Origin of the sequence: Mesorhizobium xinjiangense, assembly GCF_009749525.1 — a bacterium.
Lineage (GTDB): Bacteria > Pseudomonadota > Alphaproteobacteria > Rhizobiales > Rhizobiaceae > Mangrovimarina > Mangrovimarina xinjiangensis.
In genome coordinates, this window is record NZ_WOAC01000010.1 from 65,563 (window position 1) to 82,466 (window position 16,904).

Genomic DNA, 16,904 nt, shown 5'->3' on the forward strand with positions numbered 1-16,904 from the left:
AGAAAACCCGGCGCGACGCCGGGCTTGAAGATGGAGAATGAAACAGGGGCGGCCTGCGCCGCCCCTGCTGGTGTCGGTCATTCGGCCGCGATCACGGACGGTTCGTCGTCTTCGACATCGGCCAGGCCTTCCTCGTCGCCATCTGTGGCGAGGAAATCCGGCAATGCGGTGTCGTCGCTGTCATCGGTATTCGCCGATGCCTTCACGGCCTGATCGCCATCGTGATCGGCAGCGCGCAGCGGCTCCGGCAGCCAGCCCGTATCCGCCAGCAGGCGCTCGGCTTCCTTGGCCATATCGCCCTTTTTCAGATGGTCGATGAGTTGAGCCGCGCGCTCGCCTGCGCCTTCGCGGACAGCCGCGAGGATGCGAGGCTTCGTCACCCGGCCGAGATAGTTTTCGACCGTAGGACGGAAGCCGACCTCCACCATGTCAAGGCCGGTGACCTGCGCCAACCGGTCGGCTTCGGCCATGCGCCGGTCGAGACCCGCCTGCGAGACGCCGGTGGCGCTGTAGGGGTTGGGCCGCTCATAGAGCGCATTGATCCCATAAGCGACGCAATGAGCGAGCAGTGCCAGGCGGCTTGCCTCATCAAGCGCGGCAAGCCAATCCCAGAGTGGGCCATCGTCGGTCGGAATATCCGCCTTCCAGCCCTCATGCCGCTGATCGACGGACTTCGCATAGGGCGTTTCCGCGAGGTCCGCGCCCTGTTCACGGAAGAAGACGTGATTGACCGAGGCCTGCAGGCTCGCGCCCGACGTGCCCGTCCGCCGGAAGATGTCGCGCACCAGCTTGTGCAGCAGTGCGGTGAGCGCGACATGCGGACTGGCACCGATCGCATCGCGAAGTGCCAGCGTGCGATGCGCGGTCAGCTCGGCCACGAGCCGTTCGGGCAGCGGCTTGATGACGTCTTCCTGATCGTCCTCCTCCGGCTCGGCCGATTGCCCGCCGATGGTGATGACGGCGCGTTGGACGGCGGGACCGAAAGGATCGCCGGCATCGCCATCGGCCTCCGGGGCCTCGCCGCCTTCGGGCTCGACCGGTAGCTCATCCTCGGGACGGACATAGCCGCGGTCCACCGACAGCGAACCGTCGGAATCGATGCTGACGAAGACTCCGGCGATAGCGATGTCGGCCGGATCGTAGATCACTGGACGTCGTTCGAAGGCGTCGAGCGCCTGTTCGATCTCGCCGAGGCGCTGATCGACCTCGTCCGGCAGTTCGTCGGCTTCCGCATATTCGGCCTCAAGACGATCATATTCGTCGCGAAGCGCCTCGCGGGTGGCGCGCTCCTCATCGGTCAGGTCGACGGTCGTGCCGGCAAGCTCACGCAGGCCGTGATCGTGGCCATAGGGGAAGCTGACGGCGACCTCGACCCACTTCCAGCCTTCGCCGGCGATGTCCTCGGCGACAGTCTTCATCTTTTCGCCGACCAGGCTGTCGAGCAAAACCGGATCCTGCAACCATCCGCCATTGTCGTCCTCGAACAGGTCGCGCAGCACGGTGCCGTCCGCCACCTCATAGGCGTCAATGCCGACGAACACGGCCCGCTTGTCGGAAGCGCGCACCGCGGTCTCGGTGAGCATGCGGCGAATCTGCCAGGGTTCGTTCTGCCAGCTATCGCGGATGGCCTCCCAGACCTGTTCCTGGCGGGCATGATCGGCAGACACGGTGAATGCCATGAGCTGTTCGAGCGTCATGCCGTCCTCGGCATAGACGTCGAGCAGGACCGGCGAGACCGCGGCAAGCCGGAGGCGCTGCTTGACGACCTGGGCCTGCACGAAGAATGCGGCGGCGATGGCCTCCTCGGTCATCCCCTTGTCGCGCATGGCCTGGAAGGCCCTGAACTGATCGAGAGGATGGAGCGGTGCGCGCTCGATGTTCTCGGCCAGCGATACTTCGTCAATGAGGACGTCGGCATTCGCCTCCGAGACGACGCAGGGCACCGGGGCGGTCTTGTTGAGCCGCTTCTTCTTGGCGAGCAATTCAAGTGCCCGGTAGCGCCGCCCGCCGGCAGGAACCTCGAACATGCCGGTCTCCTGGCCATAGGCATCGAGCACGGGGCGGACATGCAGGCTCTGGATGAGACCGCGCCGGGCGATCGATTCCGCCAGTTCCTCGATTGAAACGCCGGCCTTGATGCGGCGGACGTTCGATTGGCTGAGCATGAGCTTGTTGAAGGGGATGTCGCGCGAGGACGACAGGGTGATTTTCTGAACGGCAGTTGCCATGGTCTTTCACTCCGCGACGGGCGCCGAGAGCCTCTCTCTCAGCTCAAACCCGTCACGAAGCGAAGCGCCGCCCTCTTACTCTAGGAGGGCAGCGCAACGGAAACGGCGAAGCGGAAAGGCACGAACGCGCAAAGCCGGAGACACGGAAATCCGCATCCCCGGCCTCACGGCTATCAGGCCGCGCGATCCAACAGCTTCTTGGCCTTGGCCTCCATGTCGAGGCGGGCATCCTGATGGGGTTTGTCGCGAGCGACGGCGGTGATGCCCTGAACGAAATCGAAGATGGATTCCGGTGGGCGGCCTTCCTCGGTGAGCACCGTATCAATGATTCTGCCCGTCTCTGCCTTGGAAAAACCGCGACGGCGCAGGAAGTCGGTGCGATCCTCATCGGTCCTCGCCACGATCCGCTCGCGGGCGGCCTTGATCCCGTTGACGAAGGGGATTGGTGAGGAGTTGGCGAAATTGAACAGCGCCGGCGCTGCCTCATGGGCGAAGCGATTGGCGGCGTATTTCGAGTGGCGGATGGTGATTTCCTCGAAATCCTCCACGCCCCACAGATTGCGATTCTGGCAGACGGCGCGGAGATAGAAGCTCGCCATGCCGAGCGTTTTCGCGCCGACTTCCGAGTTCCAGCAGTAGAATCCTCGGAAGTAGAGGTCGGGTGAGCCGTCCGGCAGGCACCCGGCTTCTATCGGGTTGAGATCGTCGACCAGGAACAGGAACACGTCTCGGTCGGAAGCATAGAGCGTCGTCGTGTCCTTGGTGATGTCGACGCGCGGATTGTAACGCCCGGTCGACCAGTCGAGCACCCCCGGCACCTTCCAACGGGTATCGCCCGTGCCGTTACCGGCGATACGCTGCACGGCCTCGACCAGCTCATAGTCGTAGATGCGGCCATAGTCGGGGCCGGTGACGGCCCGAAGCTCGACGCGACCGGCATCGGTTTCGAACGTCTTGATCTGTTCAGCACGATTGGAGGTCAGGCCATATTGCAGGTTGATGCCTGCAAGCACCGCCGGGAGCTGGCGCAGATAGGCGGCCGGAGCGCCGACCTGACTGGCGAGTTGGCCGAAGGACCAGTGCGTCGGAGCGACCGGCGTGTCCGAACCCGGCAGGATCAAGGACAGACGCTCGGAATCGGTGCGGCTCGCCTCCACGTGAATGAGTGCGCTCTCGACCACCCGCGTCCTGCTGTGCTCGGCGCGATCCCGCACGGAGCGTGCCAGTTCGTTAAGCGACAGATAGCGTTCGTCCGCGGGGCGCGAGAACCATTCCGAGGAAACACGGCCGATCCGTTCGCCGCGGTTCACATCCACCTTGTAGCCACCGCTCACGTCACGGCGGCCGTCCAGAACCTGCATATTCATAGGATCAATCTCCATGACGGGCGCCGGAGACCTCTTCTCCAGCCCTCAACCCGTCACGGCAAACCCGATCCACTCTCACTCTCTTGTCCCCGCGAGAGCCGAAAATCCTGGCGCCACGGGGATTGCGGGACCCTTTCGCCAGGGTTGGAAGCCGGGAGGATGAAAGCCTGGAAATGGTGCGCTGTAGACCCTGCTTTGACAGCAGGTCGAGAAATCATGTTCGTTTCTCCGTTCTTAGGGTGGATATCTGGGCATGAGGTGATCTTGAATATAGAATCATGTTGAAAAATCCGCGCTAAAAGCGGATAATGAAACATGGTTCACGATCAACGTTCAGCTCTGTCAAGCTATGTTAGCCGCCTTCTATCTATGGGGCGGACGGTCTTCACCGCCGAGGAGGCCGAGGACGCGTTGGGCGTCGGGCGTGGTGCGCTTCTGGATGCTGCTGAGCGGCTGCAGCGCCGCAAGGCTCTACTGAATCCGCGGCAAGGCTTCTATGTCGTCGTTCCCCCGCAATTTGCGTCGTGGGGTGCGCCACCACCGGCCTGGTACATCGACGACCTCATGCGCTACGAGGGCCACGCATACTATGTTGGGCTTCTCAAGGCTGCGGAACTGCATGGGGCTACGCATCAGGCGGTCATGGAATTTCAGGTCGTGTCGGGCAAGCGCCTTCCGAAAATCCGGGCCGGCCGTAATCTGGTCGTCTTCTACTTCCGCAAGGACATGGAGGCGGTGGTGACGGGGATCGAGGACCGGAAGACCGATACCGGCAAGATGAAGATCTCGTCGGCCGCTCTTACCGCTCTCGATCTGTTGCGCTATCCGCAGGCTTCCGCCGGAATCGACAACGTCGCCACGGTGCTCTCCGACCTCGGCCAAAAGATCGATGCGGATCAGCTCGCCGCTCTGTCCGTCACGGTAGAGCGGCCAGCCGTTCAACGTCTCGGGCATTTGTTGGATCGTCTCGGTCACGAAGCTCTGACGGGCCCGATGTTCGACGCACTACAGGTGCGAGGAACGGTGTCATGGGCCGAGCTTGACCGGCAAGAAGCCCGGGACCCTGACTTTGCGCCCGAACCACGGGAGCGCGATGCCCGCTGGCGGATCGTCGTACGGCGTGTACCGGAGGTCGACGAATGATCCCGGCACAGAACATTGTCGCGTGGGGCAACATTGTCCCCTGGACGGATCAGCGGCAGGTCGAGCAGGACCTCATCATTAGCCGTGCCCTCGTCGATATATTCTCGGACGAGATGTTGCGAACCGAGTTGCGGTTTCGCGGAGGAACCGCGCTCAACAAACTGCATTTTCCGGAACCGCTGCGCTACTCGGAGGATATCGACCTGGTTCGCACGTCCGCCGGTCCGATCGGCGCGATCCTCGATCAGTTGCGCGTCGTTCTGGAACCGTGGCTCGGGCCCGCGCAGTTCGACCAGAGTCCCGTCGCACCAAAGTTCCGCTTTCGGGCCGAAGCGGAGGACGGCAGCGGCGTGCCGATCCGGCTCAAGATCGAGATCAACACGCGCGAGATCGAGGCATTTGATGCGCCGGCGGCCTTGCCGTTTGAGGTCGTGAATCCGTGGTTCTCCGGCGAGGCGGCGATTCCGACATTCTCCCGCGAGGAGATGCTGGCGACCAAGCTGCGGGCGCTGCTGCAGCGCGACAAGGGACGCGACCTCTATGACCTGGCACATGGGCTCGAGGTCTTCGAGGGCCTTAACGCCGATCGTGTCATCGAGATGTTCGGGCTGTATCTCGACCTTACCGGCCAGGCGATCTCACGCGCCGAGGCGCAAGAGCGCATGTTCGCCAAGCTGGCCAATCCGCATTTCCTTCTGGACATGCGGCCTTTGCTGCCGGCGGCACAGGTTGAAGCGCTGACCGAGGGGTCGACGGCGGAATCGTTTCGCCGCGTGTTCACGACCTTTGTCGACCGGCTGCCGGGCGAGCCCTGGGCGAAGATGCCGGCCATGAAGGAAAGGTTCGGGCTTTCTTGGTGAGCTGGGTGGCATGACCATGTCTGTGCCTAAACAATGCATTCGGCCGATTACATGTTTTCCCGCTGTTGGCAGTATCTGCTGGCGTGGCCACGGCTACAGGCAGATGCCTGACGGATCGCGGCTCAGATGTTGTCGAAGAGGGATGTGATCTCGCGATTTGCATCGGGATTCAGGCGGCTGATTAGCTCTCATTTCCCATGTTGTCGCCGAGTACGACGCGGTTGTTTACGCGGCGCGCCCAGCAGTTGAGTGGGAGAGAGGATCGCGGTAGTCACTGATGAGGCACGTGTGGACTTGGCGTATTCCCCGCTCGGCCTGCTCTCGTCGTGCGTGCTGCCCGGCCCACGGCGAAGACGGCATCATATCGACGTGCAGAATGCCTTGTGGAGCGCTTCCACGACCGTGAGCACTTCCGGCCGGGCGATCCTGTAATAGACGGTCGTGCCCACGCGGCGCGACTCTACCAAGCCGTCCGACCTGAGCCGCATCAACTGCTGCGACATCGGAACCTGGTCTATCCCGAGTTCGGTTCGAAGCTGAGCAACCGACTTCTCCTCACCGCCAAGCGCGCAGAGCACCAGAAGCCGCTGCGGGTGCGACAGGCTTCGCATCAGGTCAGCGGCCTCCTGTGAGGCGGGGATCATTTCTCTTACATTCATATTCTTGAATTTATAAAGTTTGAATGTTACATGCAAGTGCGAAGCGGACAGCCGGCGGGCAATGCCAGTTTGGAATTTAACCGAGTAGGGACAATCTGTCCTTCCGTCATTTCCACTGGGTTTGCGCCGGATCAAAGCGTCGCCGGATACGACAGGCTACCCCGGCCTTTCGGCAATCCCGCCAAGGAGAAATGGCATGTCCCGTATCGTTGTTCTCGGCGCCGGCCTGGGCGGCGTCATCATGGCCTACGAGATGAAGGACAAGATGCGTCCCTCGGACGAACTGACTGTAGTCAATCTTGGGTCTACCTACTCCTTCGTTCCCTCCAATCCCTGGGTGGCCGTCGGTTGGCGTGAGCCCGAGGAGGTCACTGTCGACCTCGAGCCCATCTTCAAACATCGAGGCATCAACCTGAGGCCGGAAGGCGCAAGACGGGTGATGGCATCGGAAAATCGCATCGCGCTCAACGACGGCACATTCATTGACTACGACTATCTGATCGTCGCCACAGGCCCCGATCTCGCCTTCGATGAGGTGCCCGGGCTGGGGCCGGAAGGCCACACCCGGTCGATCTGTCAGGTCGATCATGCGGTGGAGGCGAAGCGCGCATTTGATGCGCTGCTCAGCGAGCCGGGGCCGGTCGTGGTCGGCGCAATCCAGGGCGCCTCCTGCTTCGGCCCGGCCTACGAGTTCGCGTTCATCCTCGACACGGCGCTCCGGCAGGCAAGGAAGCGTGACCAGGTGCCAATCACCTTCGTCACGCCGGAGCCCTATATCGGCCATCTCGGCCTCGACGGGGTGGGCGACACCAAGGGTCTCATCGAAAGCGCCATGCGCGAGCGCCACATCAAGTGGATCACCAACGCCAAGGTGGCGAAGGTGGAACCCGACCGGATGTATGTGGAGGAGGTCAATGAGGCTGGCGAGACCGCAGCCAAGCACGAGCTTCCCTTCGCCTTTTCCATGATGCTGCCCGCCTTCCGGGGCGTGCCGGCGGTTTACGGCATCGAAGGGCTCGTGAATCCGCGCGGCTTTGTCACCGTCGACAAGCACCAGCGCAACGAGGCGTTTCCCAATATTTTCGCCGTTGGCGTGTGCGTGGCCATTCCGACAGTCGGCAAGACGCCGCTACCAGTCGGCGTACCGAAGACCGGCTTCATGATCGAGTCGATGGTCACGGCCACGGCAGAGAACATCGCCGCCCTGCTGAAGGGCGAGGAGCCGAGGGCGGTCGCCTCCTGGAACGCGGTCTGCCTCGCTGATTTCGGCGACGAGGGCATCGCCTTCGTGGCGCAGCCGCAGATTCCGCCGCGCAACGTCAACTGGTCCTCGCAGGGCCGCTGGGTGCACGCGGCCAAGATCGGGTTCGAGAAGTACTTCCTGCATAAAGTTCGGCAAGGCAAGGCGGAGACCTTCTACGAGAACCTCGCCCTGCACATGCTCGGCATTCGGAAACTCAAGGAAATCGAGATCGAGCCGGGCGAATGAACGCACGGCCAACCCCAAGGAGAATGACAATGACCCTCGACCGCACCGTCATGATGTTTGCCGGCTTCATGGTGCTCGCCTCGCTGGCACTCGGCTTCTACGTCTCGCCCTATTGGTATCTCCTGACCGCCTTTGTCGGGCTCAACCTGATGCAGGCGTCGCTTACCGGCTTCTGCCCGGCCGCCATGGTCTTCAAGAAGCTCGGCGTAAAACCGGGCACGGCTTTCAAATAGGCGGATCCATGGCGCGCTTTAACCTCCTCGTTGTCCTGCTGCTCGCGGCCGCCACCGCTCATCCCGCCCTGGCCGGCGAATTCACGGTGAACACGATCGTCACGCCTGAGATGAAAGCCGTCTTCGGCCAGGTGCGAAGCCGCACGGTCGTGCCGGCGCGCGCCCGCACCGGCGGCACCATCCGCGCCATCCATGTCACCGAGGGCAGTGAGGTGGAAGAGGGGCAGGTGGTCGCCATCGTCGTCGACGACAAGATCGCGCTTGAGTTGGATGCGGCGGAGGCGAGGATCAAGGAGATCACTTCGCAGCTCGACAACGCTCGAACCGAGCTCGATCGCGCCGAGCAGCTCCTCGCCCGCGGCGTCGTCTCACAGGGACGTGTGGACCAGGCCAGGACCCAGTTCGAGGTCGCCAGCAATCAGCTTGCGGCGGCGGAGGCGAGCAAGGCCGTGCTGGAGCAGCGGGCCCGGGAGGGCGAGGTTCTTGCGCCGGCCACCGGCCGTGTCCTCACGGTGCCGGTCACCCCCGGCTCCGTTGTCCTGTCCGGCGAGGAGGTGGCGCGCATTGCCTCCGGTCAATATTATCTTCGCCTCTCCCTGCCGGAGCGACACGCCGCCGAGATCAGGGAAGGGGCCATTGTGCGTCTCGGCCAGCGTGGCCTTCGCGGTAGTGCTGCGGCGGAAACGGAGTTCGAAGGCCGCATCGCAAAGGTCTACCCGGAGATTTCGGAAGGCCGCGTGATTGCCGATGTCGAGGTGGCGGGCCTCGGCGACTATTTCGTCAATGAGCGCACGCTCGTGTGGATTCCTGTCGGCAGCCGCGATGTTGTCGCCGTGCCGCCCGAGGCGATAACGACGCGGCACGGCATCGACTATGTCAGCCTGGCGACAGCCGATGGGCCGACGGACATCGCCGTCATTCTGGGCGAGAGCATCGCCGATGCCGCCGGAGAGCGGATCGAGATCCTGAGCGGCCTGCGGGCGGGCGACAAGGTGCTCGTCCCATGAAGCTCGGCATCGCCGGCGGGCTCACCCGCGCCTTCATCGCTTCGCCGCTCACACCGCTCTTTCTGCTTGCTGCTTTCGCGCTCGGTCTCGTGGCCCTGGTCACGCTCCCGCGCGAGGAGGAGCCGCAGATCTCCGTGCCGATGGTCGACATCCATGTCCAGGCCAACGGCCTGAAGGCGGAGGATGCGGTCAAGCTCGTGACGGAGCCGCTGGAAGCCATCGTCAAGAGCATCGACGGTGTCGAGCATGTCTATTCCCAGACCCAGGACGACGGTGCGCTGGTGACGGCGCGCTTTCTGGTCGGCACGAGTGCGGATGCCGCGATCCTGCGCGTCCACGAGAAGGTGCGAGCCAATATGGATCGCATTCCTGTCGGCATCCCCGAGCCGCTGATCGTGGGCCGGGGCATAGACGACGTCGCCATCGTCGTCGTCACCCTCACACCGAGCCCTGAGGATGCCGAGCGCTGGACGGCCAACGGGCTGACGCGCCTTGCGCGCGAATTGCAGGTCGAGGTGGCGAAGCTCCCCGATATCGGCCTCACCTATATCGTCGGCGAGCAGCCGGAGGAAATCCGCATCGAGCCCGATCCCGAAAAGTTGTCGCTCTATGGCGTCACGCTGCAGCAGCTTTCCGCCAAGGTGGAGGGGGCCAATCGCTCGTTCCAGGCGGCGACCGTGCGTGAAGAAGGCGGGCAGCGCACGTTGCTCGCCGGCCAGACGCTGCAGACGCAAAGCGAGATCGGCAATCTTCTCGTCACGGCCCGCGACGGCCGGCCCGTCTATGTGCGCGACGTGGCCCAGGTGGTGCTTGCGACCGAGCCGAACGAAAGCCGTGTCACGGAGGTGCGCAAGACGGAGGAGGGGCTTGAACGCCTGCCCGCCGTCTCCCTCGCGATCGCCAAGCGGCCCGGCACCAATGCCGTTGTCATCGCCGAGACCATCATCCACCGGCTGGAGCAGGTGCGCGGGCAGATCTTCCCCGAAGATGTCGAGATGACGGTCACGCGCGACTATGGCGAGACGGCCAACGAGAAGGCAAACGAGCTGCTCTTTCATCTGGGGCTGGCCACGGTCTCCATTGTACTCCTCGTCGCTTTCGCGATCGGCTGGCGGGAGGCGCTGGTCGTCGCGGTGGTGATCCCCACGACGATCCTGCTCACGCTCTTTGCCTCGCGCGTCATGGGCTACACGCTCAACCGCGTGAGCCTCTTCGCGCTCATCTTCTCGATCGGCATCCTGGTGGACGACGCCATCGTGGTGATCGAGAACATCGCGCGCCATTGGGCGATGAAGGACGGCCGCACGCGCGCCCAGGGGGCGATAGAGGCTGTCGCGGAGGTCGGCAACCCTACCATCGTGGCGACGCTGACGGTGGTCGCAGCCCTCCTGCCCATGCTGTTCGTGTCGGGCATGATGGGGCCCTATATGAGCCCGATCCCGGCGAACGCATCCGCCGCGATGCTGTTTTCCTTCTTCGTGGCCGTCATGCTGACGCCGTGGCTGATGCTGAAATTTGCGGGGAAGGGCGGTGAAGGCCCTGCCCACGGGCATGGCGACGACCATGGCGGCCGGCTCGGGAAGGCTTATATGGCGATAGCCCGGCCGATCCTTAGATCGCGTCTGCGCGCCTGGATCTTCCTGCTGTTGGTCGGCGTCGCCACGCTCGCGTCTCTGGTGCTCATCTACACCAAGGACGTGACGGTCAAGCTGCTTCCCTTCGACAACAAGACGGAACTGCAGGTGGTCGTCGACTTGCCCGAAGGCGCATCGGTGGAGGATACTGATCGCGCCTTGCAGCAGATCGTCAATCGCCTTGCTTCGGTTCCGGAGGTCGTCTCTTTCCAGAGCTATGCGGGCACCTCTGCCCCGTTCAACTTCAATGGCCTGGTGCGCCACTACTACCTGCGTTCGTCCCCGGAGTTGGGAGATGTGCAGGTCAACCTCCTGCCGAAAGGTGAGCGTGATCGCGCCAGCCACGACATTGTACTTGAGCTACGAGAGCGCCTGGCGGGTCTCGGCTTGCCGGAGGGGACGGCGATCAAGGTCGTCGAGCCGCCGCCGGGGCCGCCGGTCATGGGGACCCTGCTCGCCGAGATCTATGGTCCCGACCCGGAGACCAGGCGCGCTGTCGCGGCGAAGGTGCGTGACACCTTCGAGAGCGTTCCCTTCATCGTCGACGTGGACGACTCCTACGGCGTCCGGCACGAACGGGTGCGGCTTGGCATCGATCAGGACAATCTCGAATACCACAAGGTCGAACAGGCCGACGTCTACGACGCGATCCGTGCGCTCTACTCCGGTTCGACCGTCGGCTATTCGCATCGTGGAGGCGGGCGGCAGCCGATCCCGATCCGCATTGCGCTGCCCAAAGGCGAAAAAGTGATCAATGAAAGGGCGCTGGCTACGCCGGTGCCGGCCAACGCGCTGCCGGGCGGCCGAGGCATCGTCGAACTCGGGGATGTCGTCACGGTGACGCGGGAGCCGGCATCCTTCCCGATCTTCCGGCACAACGGCCGTGCCGCCGAGATGGTGACGGCGGAGCTTGCCGGACAGTTCGAGGCTCCGGTCTACGGGATGATGGCGGTGGCCGATGCCATCGAAGAGGCCGATTGGGGCGACGTGCCGAAGCCCGTGTTCGCGCTCAATGGCCAGCCCGACGACGAGTCTTATCCGACCCTGCTGTGGGATGGGGAGTGGGAGGTGACCTGGGTCACGTTCCGCGACATGGGCGCGGCGTTCATGGTCGCCATTCTGGGCATCTACATCCTCGTCGTCGCCCAGTTCGGCTCCTTCAAGCTGCCGCTGGTCATCCTGACACCGATCCCGCTCACCTTCATCGGCATCATGCTCGGGCACTGGCTGTTCGGCGCGCCTTTTTCGGCGACTTCCATGATCGGCTTCATCGCGCTTGCCGGCATCATCGTGCGCAACTCGATCCTGCTCGTGGACTTCATCCGTCATGCGCATACGCCCGAGCGGCCGCTGATCGATGTGCTTCTGGAAGCCGGCGCCATACGCTTCAAGCCGATCCTGCTCACCGCGATCGCGGCGATGATCGGCGCGGCGGTCATCCTCGCCGATCCGATCTTCCAGGGCCTGGCGATCTCACTGCTCTTCGGGCTTGCATCTTCGACCGCGCTCACGGTGCTGGTCATCCCGGCGATCTATGTGGCGCTGAGGGGAACAGGGGCAAGTCCCGCGCGATCGGAAGGCGAACTCGAGGAGGTTGCGCTCTCGGCTTGAGGCAGCCTTGGGCGGAAGACGAATCCGGCTCACAAAGGGTTGCGTCTCCTCCAGTTCAGGAACGCAGCAAGAGCGACGAACAGCGCGCCGCCCATCAGTGCCACCCCGAGGACGTGGTTGCTGAGATAGGCGACGTCGAATGCGCCATAGTCCAGAGAACCCCAGGCCACGCCTACGAGCGCACCGAGCACCGCACCCAAAAGGAAGGCGCGCCACAGGCTCCATCGCCCCCGTTTCATCTGGTCAGCCATTTGTTGCCTCCGGCTTCAGCGGATGTCGTGGGCCGTCCTTACCCGCGCTTCCAACTCGTCAATGACGGATGCTTGCGGCAACGCCTCGCCCTGCAGTTCGGGCGGGACGAGCCAGCCCGGATCGACGCCTTCCATATTGGGCAGCTCGTGGGCGATGCCCTTGTGGCAGTCGATGCAGGTGGCCTCGCCAGGCAAGAGATAGCGCGTGTGGATCTCGGCCGCGCGCGGGGTTTGGCGGGAAAGATCCATCGCCACGGAGGAATGGCAGTTGCGGCATTCCAAGCTGTCGTTCGCCTTGAGCCTCGCCCATTCGTGCTGGGCCAGCCGCAGCCGCTCATCGAGAAATTTCCGTCGGGTATTGATGGTGCCGAAGATCTTGCCCCAGACCTCCTTCGAGGCCTGCATCTTGCGGGCGATCTTGTCGGTCCATTCGTGCGGTACGTGGCAGTCCGGGCAGGAGGCGCGCACGCCGGAACGATTGGAGAAATGGACCGTGCGCGTCAGCTCCTCATAGACGTTCGCTTCCATCTCGTGGCACGAGATGCAGAATTCTTCCGTGTTGGTGGCTTCGAGCGCGGTGTTGAACGCGCCCCAGAAGATCACGCCGCCTAGGAAACCACCGAGCGTCAGGAAGCCGAGGCTCAAGGTTGCCGCCGGGCGCGAGATCTGCATCCAGGCCCATCGGAGGATCCTCTTGATCGTCTCCATCGCCTATTCGTCCCCCGCGTGCTCGACGCCGAGCTCGCTCATGTCGGTGAACGTGTTTCCGATAAGCGGCGGTGTGTTGGCCTGGGGCACGTGGCAGGCGGTGCAGAAGTAGCGACGCGGCGAGACGTCGGCCAACATCTGGCCTTGCCGGTTCATGTAATGGGTGATGCTGATCATTGGAGCGCCTGAGCCCTGAACAAATTCGCGCTTGTGGCAGGAAAGACAGCGGTTGGCATTGACCGAAAGCTGATAGCCCTCGATGGAATGCGGGATCACCGGCGGCTGCTCTGGATAGGCGCGCATCTGACGGATGTCGTCGACGACCCAGCGCGGGATGGGATCGGCCGGCACGTTCTCCATGGGCGGCGTGGGGCCGGTCAGTTCCGCCGCCATCTGGGCGAGCGCGGCAGTGCCCATGACAAGTAGCGAGGCGAGGACGGCTAGGGCGAGCCTGCGCCGCGCGGTCAGGCGACGGATTCGATTCTCACGGCGCATTTCTTGAAATCCGTTTGCTTTGAAATGGGGTCGGTGGCGTCGAGCGTGACCTTGTTGATGAGCTGGCTGGCGTCGAACCAAGGTACGAAGACCACGCCGCGCGGCATGCGGTTGCGCCCGCGCGTTTCCAGCCGCGTCCGGATTTCGCCGCGGCGCGAGATCAGGCGGATCTCCATTCCCTGGTTGAGCCCTTTACGGCGGGCGTCGTCCGCGTTCATGAAGCAGACCGCTCCGGGGAAGGCGCGATAGAGCTCCGGCACGCGCATGGTCATGGAGCCGGAATGCCAGTGCTCCAGCACACGGCCGGTGACGAGCCACAGATCATATTCCTCGTCCGGGGATTCGGCCGGCGGTTCGTATGGCACGGCGAGGATGACGGCGCGCCCATCCGGCCTGCCGTAGAAATTCACCCCTTCGCCGGGCCCGACATAGGGGTCATACCCTTCCCGATAGCGCCAGCGTGTCTCCTGCCCGTCGACCACCGGCCAACGCAGGCCGCGTTCCTGATGGTAGCGGTCGTAAGGGGCAAGATCGTGCCCGTGGCCACGTCCGAATTCTGCATATTCCTCGAACAGGCCCTTCTGAATGTAAAAGCCGAAGTCCTGCGCCTCGTTGTTGGGATACTCCGGATCGATCTCATCGACGGAAAATTGATCGACATTGCCGTTGCGAAAGAGGACGTCGAAAAGTGTGCGCCCGCGATAGTCCGGATTTTCCGCCAGGATTTCCTCCGGCCACACTTCGTCAGTGGTGAAGCGCTTGGAAAACTCTGCGAGCTGCCACAGGTCGGAGCGCGCCTCACCCGGCGCCTGCACGAGCTGGTGCCAGACATGGGTACGCCGCTCGGCATTGCCGTAGGCACCCTCCTTCTCAACCCACATGGCAGCAGGCAGGATCAGGTCCGCCGCGCGTGCCGTCACCGTGGGATAAGCGTCGGAGACGACGATGAAGTTCTCCGGATTGCGATAGCCGGGATAAGTCTCCTGGCTGTTGTTGGGGGCGGCTTGCAAGTTGTTGTTGACCTGGATCCAGTAGAAATTGAGGAGCCCGTCCTTGAGCATGCGATCCTGCTGCACGGCGTGATAGCCCGGCACCTCGGGGATGATGCCGTGCGGGATGCGCCAGATCTCCTCCGCGTGATGGCGGTGGTCCGGGTTCGTCACCACCGTGTCGGCCGGCAGCCGGTGGGCAAAGGTGCCCACCTCGCGCGCCGTTCCGCAGGCCGACGGCTGGCCCGTCAGCGAGAAGGGGCTGTTGCCGGGCTCCGATATCTTCCCGGTCAGAAGGTGGATGTTGTAGACCATGTGGTTGGCCCAGACCCCGCGCACATGCTGGTTGAAGCCCATGGTCCAAAGCGACATGACCTTGATCTCGGGGTTGGCGTAGAGCTCCGCCAGTTCCTCCAGGAAAGCCGGCTCCACTCCGGTGATCTCGACGGTCCGCTCCAGCGTGTATTGGCCCACGAACTCCCGGAACTCCTCGAAGGTCATGGGGTCCATGCGCCCTGGATCGCCGGCCCCGGATGCCTCTTGCTCGAGGATGTGCTCGGCCCTCAGCCCGTAGCCTATGTCGACCGCGCCGCGCATGAAGGTGGTGTGCCGGTTCACGAACTCCTCGTTCACGCGGCCCGTCTCGATGATGTGCCTGGCGATGTAGTTGAGAATCGCCAGATCCGTGCCGGGCCTGAAGATGATCGGGATGTCGGCGAGGTCCATCGAGCGGTGGGTGAAGGTTGAGAGTACGGCGCAGCGCACATGCGGGTGCCCGAGCCGCCGATCGGCCACGCGGGTCCACAGGATCGGGTGCATCTCCGCCATGTTGGAGCCCCACAGCACGAAGGCGTCGGCATGCTCGAAATCGTCGTAGCATCCCATCGGCTCGTCGCTGCCAAAGGTGCGGATGAAGGCGGTCGCAGCCGACGCCATGCAGTGGCGGGCGTTGGGATCGAGATTGTTGGAGCGCAGCCCCGCGCGCATCAGCTTGGTGGCCGCATAGCCTTCGAAAATCGTCCACTGGCCCGAGCCGAACATTCCGACGGCTGTCGGGCCCTTCTCACGCAGCACCTGTTTGCACTTTTCCGCCATCACGTCGAAGGCCTCGTCCCAGGAGACGGGCTCGAACTCGCCTTCCTTGTCGAAGACGCCGTTTCTCTTGCGCATCAGGGGCGTGGTCAGCCGGTCCTCGCCATACATGATCTTCGACAGGAAGTAGCCCTTGACGCAGTTGAGCCCGCGATTGACCTCGGCCTGCATGTCGCCATGGGTGGCAACCACCTGGCCCTCGCGCACGCCCACCATGACGCCACAGCCCGTGCCGCAGAAGCGGCAGGGCGCCTTCGACCAGTTGATCTCCAGTGCACTGACGCCGCCCGGCACCGGCTGGGCGGAGGCGGGAAGCGCGACGCCAGCGGTGGCCGCTGCAATGGCCGCTGCCTGCGTCTTGAGCAGCTCGCGCCGGGTGAATTCAGCCGTCATGTTGGATTCTCCTGGAGTTCCTGGGCATGTTCGAAGACCATGTTTGCTGAAACGACGTGGTCAAAAAGCGCAATCCGGGAGAGCGTGTCACCCAGCGCACGCGTGCTGTCTCCCTCGATGGTGATGATGATCTTGCCTTTCTCGCAGGCATGCACCTCCACGCCCGCGATCGTCTCGACCTGCGCGCGCACGGCCTCGGCCGCATGAGGCAGCACGGATACCACCGCGCTGGAGATGTGATAGCGCTTTTCAACCATGCGCGATCTCCGGAATAGGAACGGCAGCGATGGCCTGCGACGGGCAGCTTGCAATGCAGGCGCCGCAACCGGTGCAGGCGTCCTCTACGATTTCGGGCAGGAAGGGCCCACCGATGCGCGGACGGAAGCGGATCGCATCCTCGGGACAGGAATCGCGGCAGGTCATGCAGGAAATGCCCGCTTTTGCGAGACAGGTGTTGGCAATTTCGATTGCATGATTGAAGGTGGAAGGTGCTTCATCGAACAGCACCTCGGGGCAGGCATCGCCGCAAGCGCCGCAGAAGGTGCATTCGCCAGCGGTGAAGTCGAGCACCGGTGTGCCTTCGAAGAGCGAGACGATTCCGGTCGGGCAGACTTCCTCGCAGGCACCACAAGCGGTGCAGTCGCCAAGACGCTCGAACACCAGCCCCGGGGGGCGCGCGGCTGCAGGGGTCTCGTGCCGGCCGCCGCGCAGAAAGGAACGTCTGGAAAGTGCTTGTCCTCCCATC

General features: G+C 63.6%; 14 protein-coding genes and 1 pseudogene. 6 read left to right on the top strand and 9 right to left on the bottom strand.

Going from position 1 to position 16,904, the window contains the following annotated elements:
- Positions 1-77: 77 nt before the first annotated feature.
- A complete protein-coding gene (locus tag GM909_RS12180; protein ID WP_157016663.1) occupies positions 78-2,228 on the bottom strand; it encodes a ParB/RepB/Spo0J family partition protein in 2,151 nt (716 codons plus the stop codon).
- Positions 2,229-2,401: 173 nt separating this feature from the next.
- Complete coding sequence (locus GM909_RS12185) at positions 2,402-3,595, bottom strand: DUF932 domain-containing protein (RefSeq protein ID WP_157016664.1); 1,194 nt, start codon at positions 3,593-3,595, stop codon at positions 2,402-2,404.
- Positions 3,596-3,910: 315 nt separating this feature from the next.
- Between GM909_RS12185 and GM909_RS12190 the strand changes: the two genes are divergently transcribed.
- Positions 3,911-4,738 (top strand): type IV toxin-antitoxin system AbiEi family antitoxin domain-containing protein, encoded by an 828-nt coding sequence (locus GM909_RS12190; RefSeq protein WP_157016665.1) that lies wholly within the window; start codon positions 3,911-3,913, stop codon positions 4,736-4,738.
- The gene (locus tag GM909_RS12195) at positions 4,735-5,598 is read left to right on the top strand and encodes a nucleotidyl transferase AbiEii/AbiGii toxin family protein (RefSeq protein ID WP_157016666.1); all 864 of its coding nucleotides are present in this window, start codon (positions 4,735-4,737) and stop codon (positions 5,596-5,598) included. Before GM909_RS12190 ends, GM909_RS12195 begins: the two co-directional genes overlap by 4 nt.
- Before the next feature lie 359 nt (positions 5,599-5,957).
- On the opposite strand, the gene GM909_RS12200 is transcribed toward GM909_RS12195, so the two are convergent.
- Positions 5,958-6,209, bottom strand: coding sequence for an ArsR/SmtB family transcription factor (locus GM909_RS12200; RefSeq protein WP_235911859.1), 252 nt, complete (start codon positions 6,207-6,209; stop codon positions 5,958-5,960).
- Positions 6,210-6,453: 244 nt separating this feature from the next.
- Between GM909_RS12200 and GM909_RS12205 the strand changes: the two genes are divergently transcribed.
- From GM909_RS12205 to GM909_RS12220, 4 genes and pseudogenes are all read left to right on the top strand, one after another.
- The gene (locus GM909_RS12205; protein WP_157016668.1) at positions 6,454-7,746 is read left to right on the top strand and encodes an NAD(P)/FAD-dependent oxidoreductase; all 1,293 of its coding nucleotides are present in this window, start codon (positions 6,454-6,456) and stop codon (positions 7,744-7,746) included.
- Between the two features lie 29 nt (positions 7,747-7,775).
- A complete protein-coding gene (locus GM909_RS12210; protein ID WP_157016669.1) occupies positions 7,776-7,979 on the top strand; it encodes a YgaP family membrane protein in 204 nt (67 codons plus the stop codon).
- A gap of 8 nt (positions 7,980-7,987) precedes the next feature.
- On the top strand, positions 7,988-8,986 hold the full coding sequence (locus tag GM909_RS12215; RefSeq protein WP_157016670.1) for an efflux RND transporter periplasmic adaptor subunit: 999 nt from the start codon (positions 7,988-7,990) through the stop codon (positions 8,984-8,986).
- Positions 8,983-12,153, top strand: a pseudogene (locus GM909_RS12220) (efflux RND transporter permease subunit); the annotation flags it as partial. The gene GM909_RS12215 and the pseudogene GM909_RS12220, both read left to right, overlap by 4 nt.
- A 107-nt stretch (positions 12,154-12,260) precedes the next feature.
- Here the strand turns inward: GM909_RS12220 and GM909_RS12225 are convergent.
- Genes GM909_RS12225 through GM909_RS12250 form a run of 6 tightly spaced genes read right to left on the bottom strand, consistent with a single transcriptional unit; the run spans position 12,261 to position 16,903 of the window.
- Positions 12,261-12,482: a nitrate reductase gene (locus tag GM909_RS12225; protein WP_157016672.1), complete on the bottom strand. Its 222-nt coding sequence runs from the start codon at positions 12,480-12,482 to the stop codon at positions 12,261-12,263.
- A gap of 15 nt (positions 12,483-12,497) precedes the next feature.
- On the bottom strand, positions 12,498-13,190 hold the full coding sequence (locus GM909_RS12230) for a NapC/NirT family cytochrome c (RefSeq protein ID WP_157016673.1): 693 nt from the start codon (positions 13,188-13,190) through the stop codon (positions 12,498-12,500).
- 3 nt (positions 13,191-13,193) lie between these two features.
- Positions 13,194-13,685 carry a nitrate reductase cytochrome c-type subunit gene (locus tag GM909_RS12235; RefSeq protein WP_157016674.1) on the bottom strand — a complete coding sequence of 164 codons (492 nt, stop codon included), beginning with the start codon at positions 13,683-13,685 and terminating at the stop codon, positions 13,194-13,196.
- Positions 13,655-16,159 carry a periplasmic nitrate reductase subunit alpha gene (napA, locus tag GM909_RS12240; protein WP_157016675.1) on the bottom strand — a complete coding sequence of 835 codons (2,505 nt, stop codon included), beginning with the start codon at positions 16,157-16,159 and terminating at the stop codon, positions 13,655-13,657. The genes GM909_RS12235 and napA overlap by 31 nt, the downstream gene beginning before the upstream one ends.
- Positions 16,156-16,416, bottom strand: a complete 261-nt coding sequence (locus GM909_RS12245; RefSeq protein ID WP_157016676.1) for a chaperone NapD — start codon at positions 16,414-16,416, stop codon at positions 16,156-16,158. The genes napA and GM909_RS12245 overlap by 4 nt, the downstream gene beginning before the upstream one ends.
- Positions 16,409-16,903, bottom strand: coding sequence for a ferredoxin-type protein NapF (locus GM909_RS12250; protein WP_157016677.1), 495 nt, complete (start codon positions 16,901-16,903; stop codon positions 16,409-16,411). The genes GM909_RS12245 and GM909_RS12250 overlap by 8 nt, the downstream gene beginning before the upstream one ends.
- Between the last annotated feature and the right edge of the window lies 1 nt (position 16,904).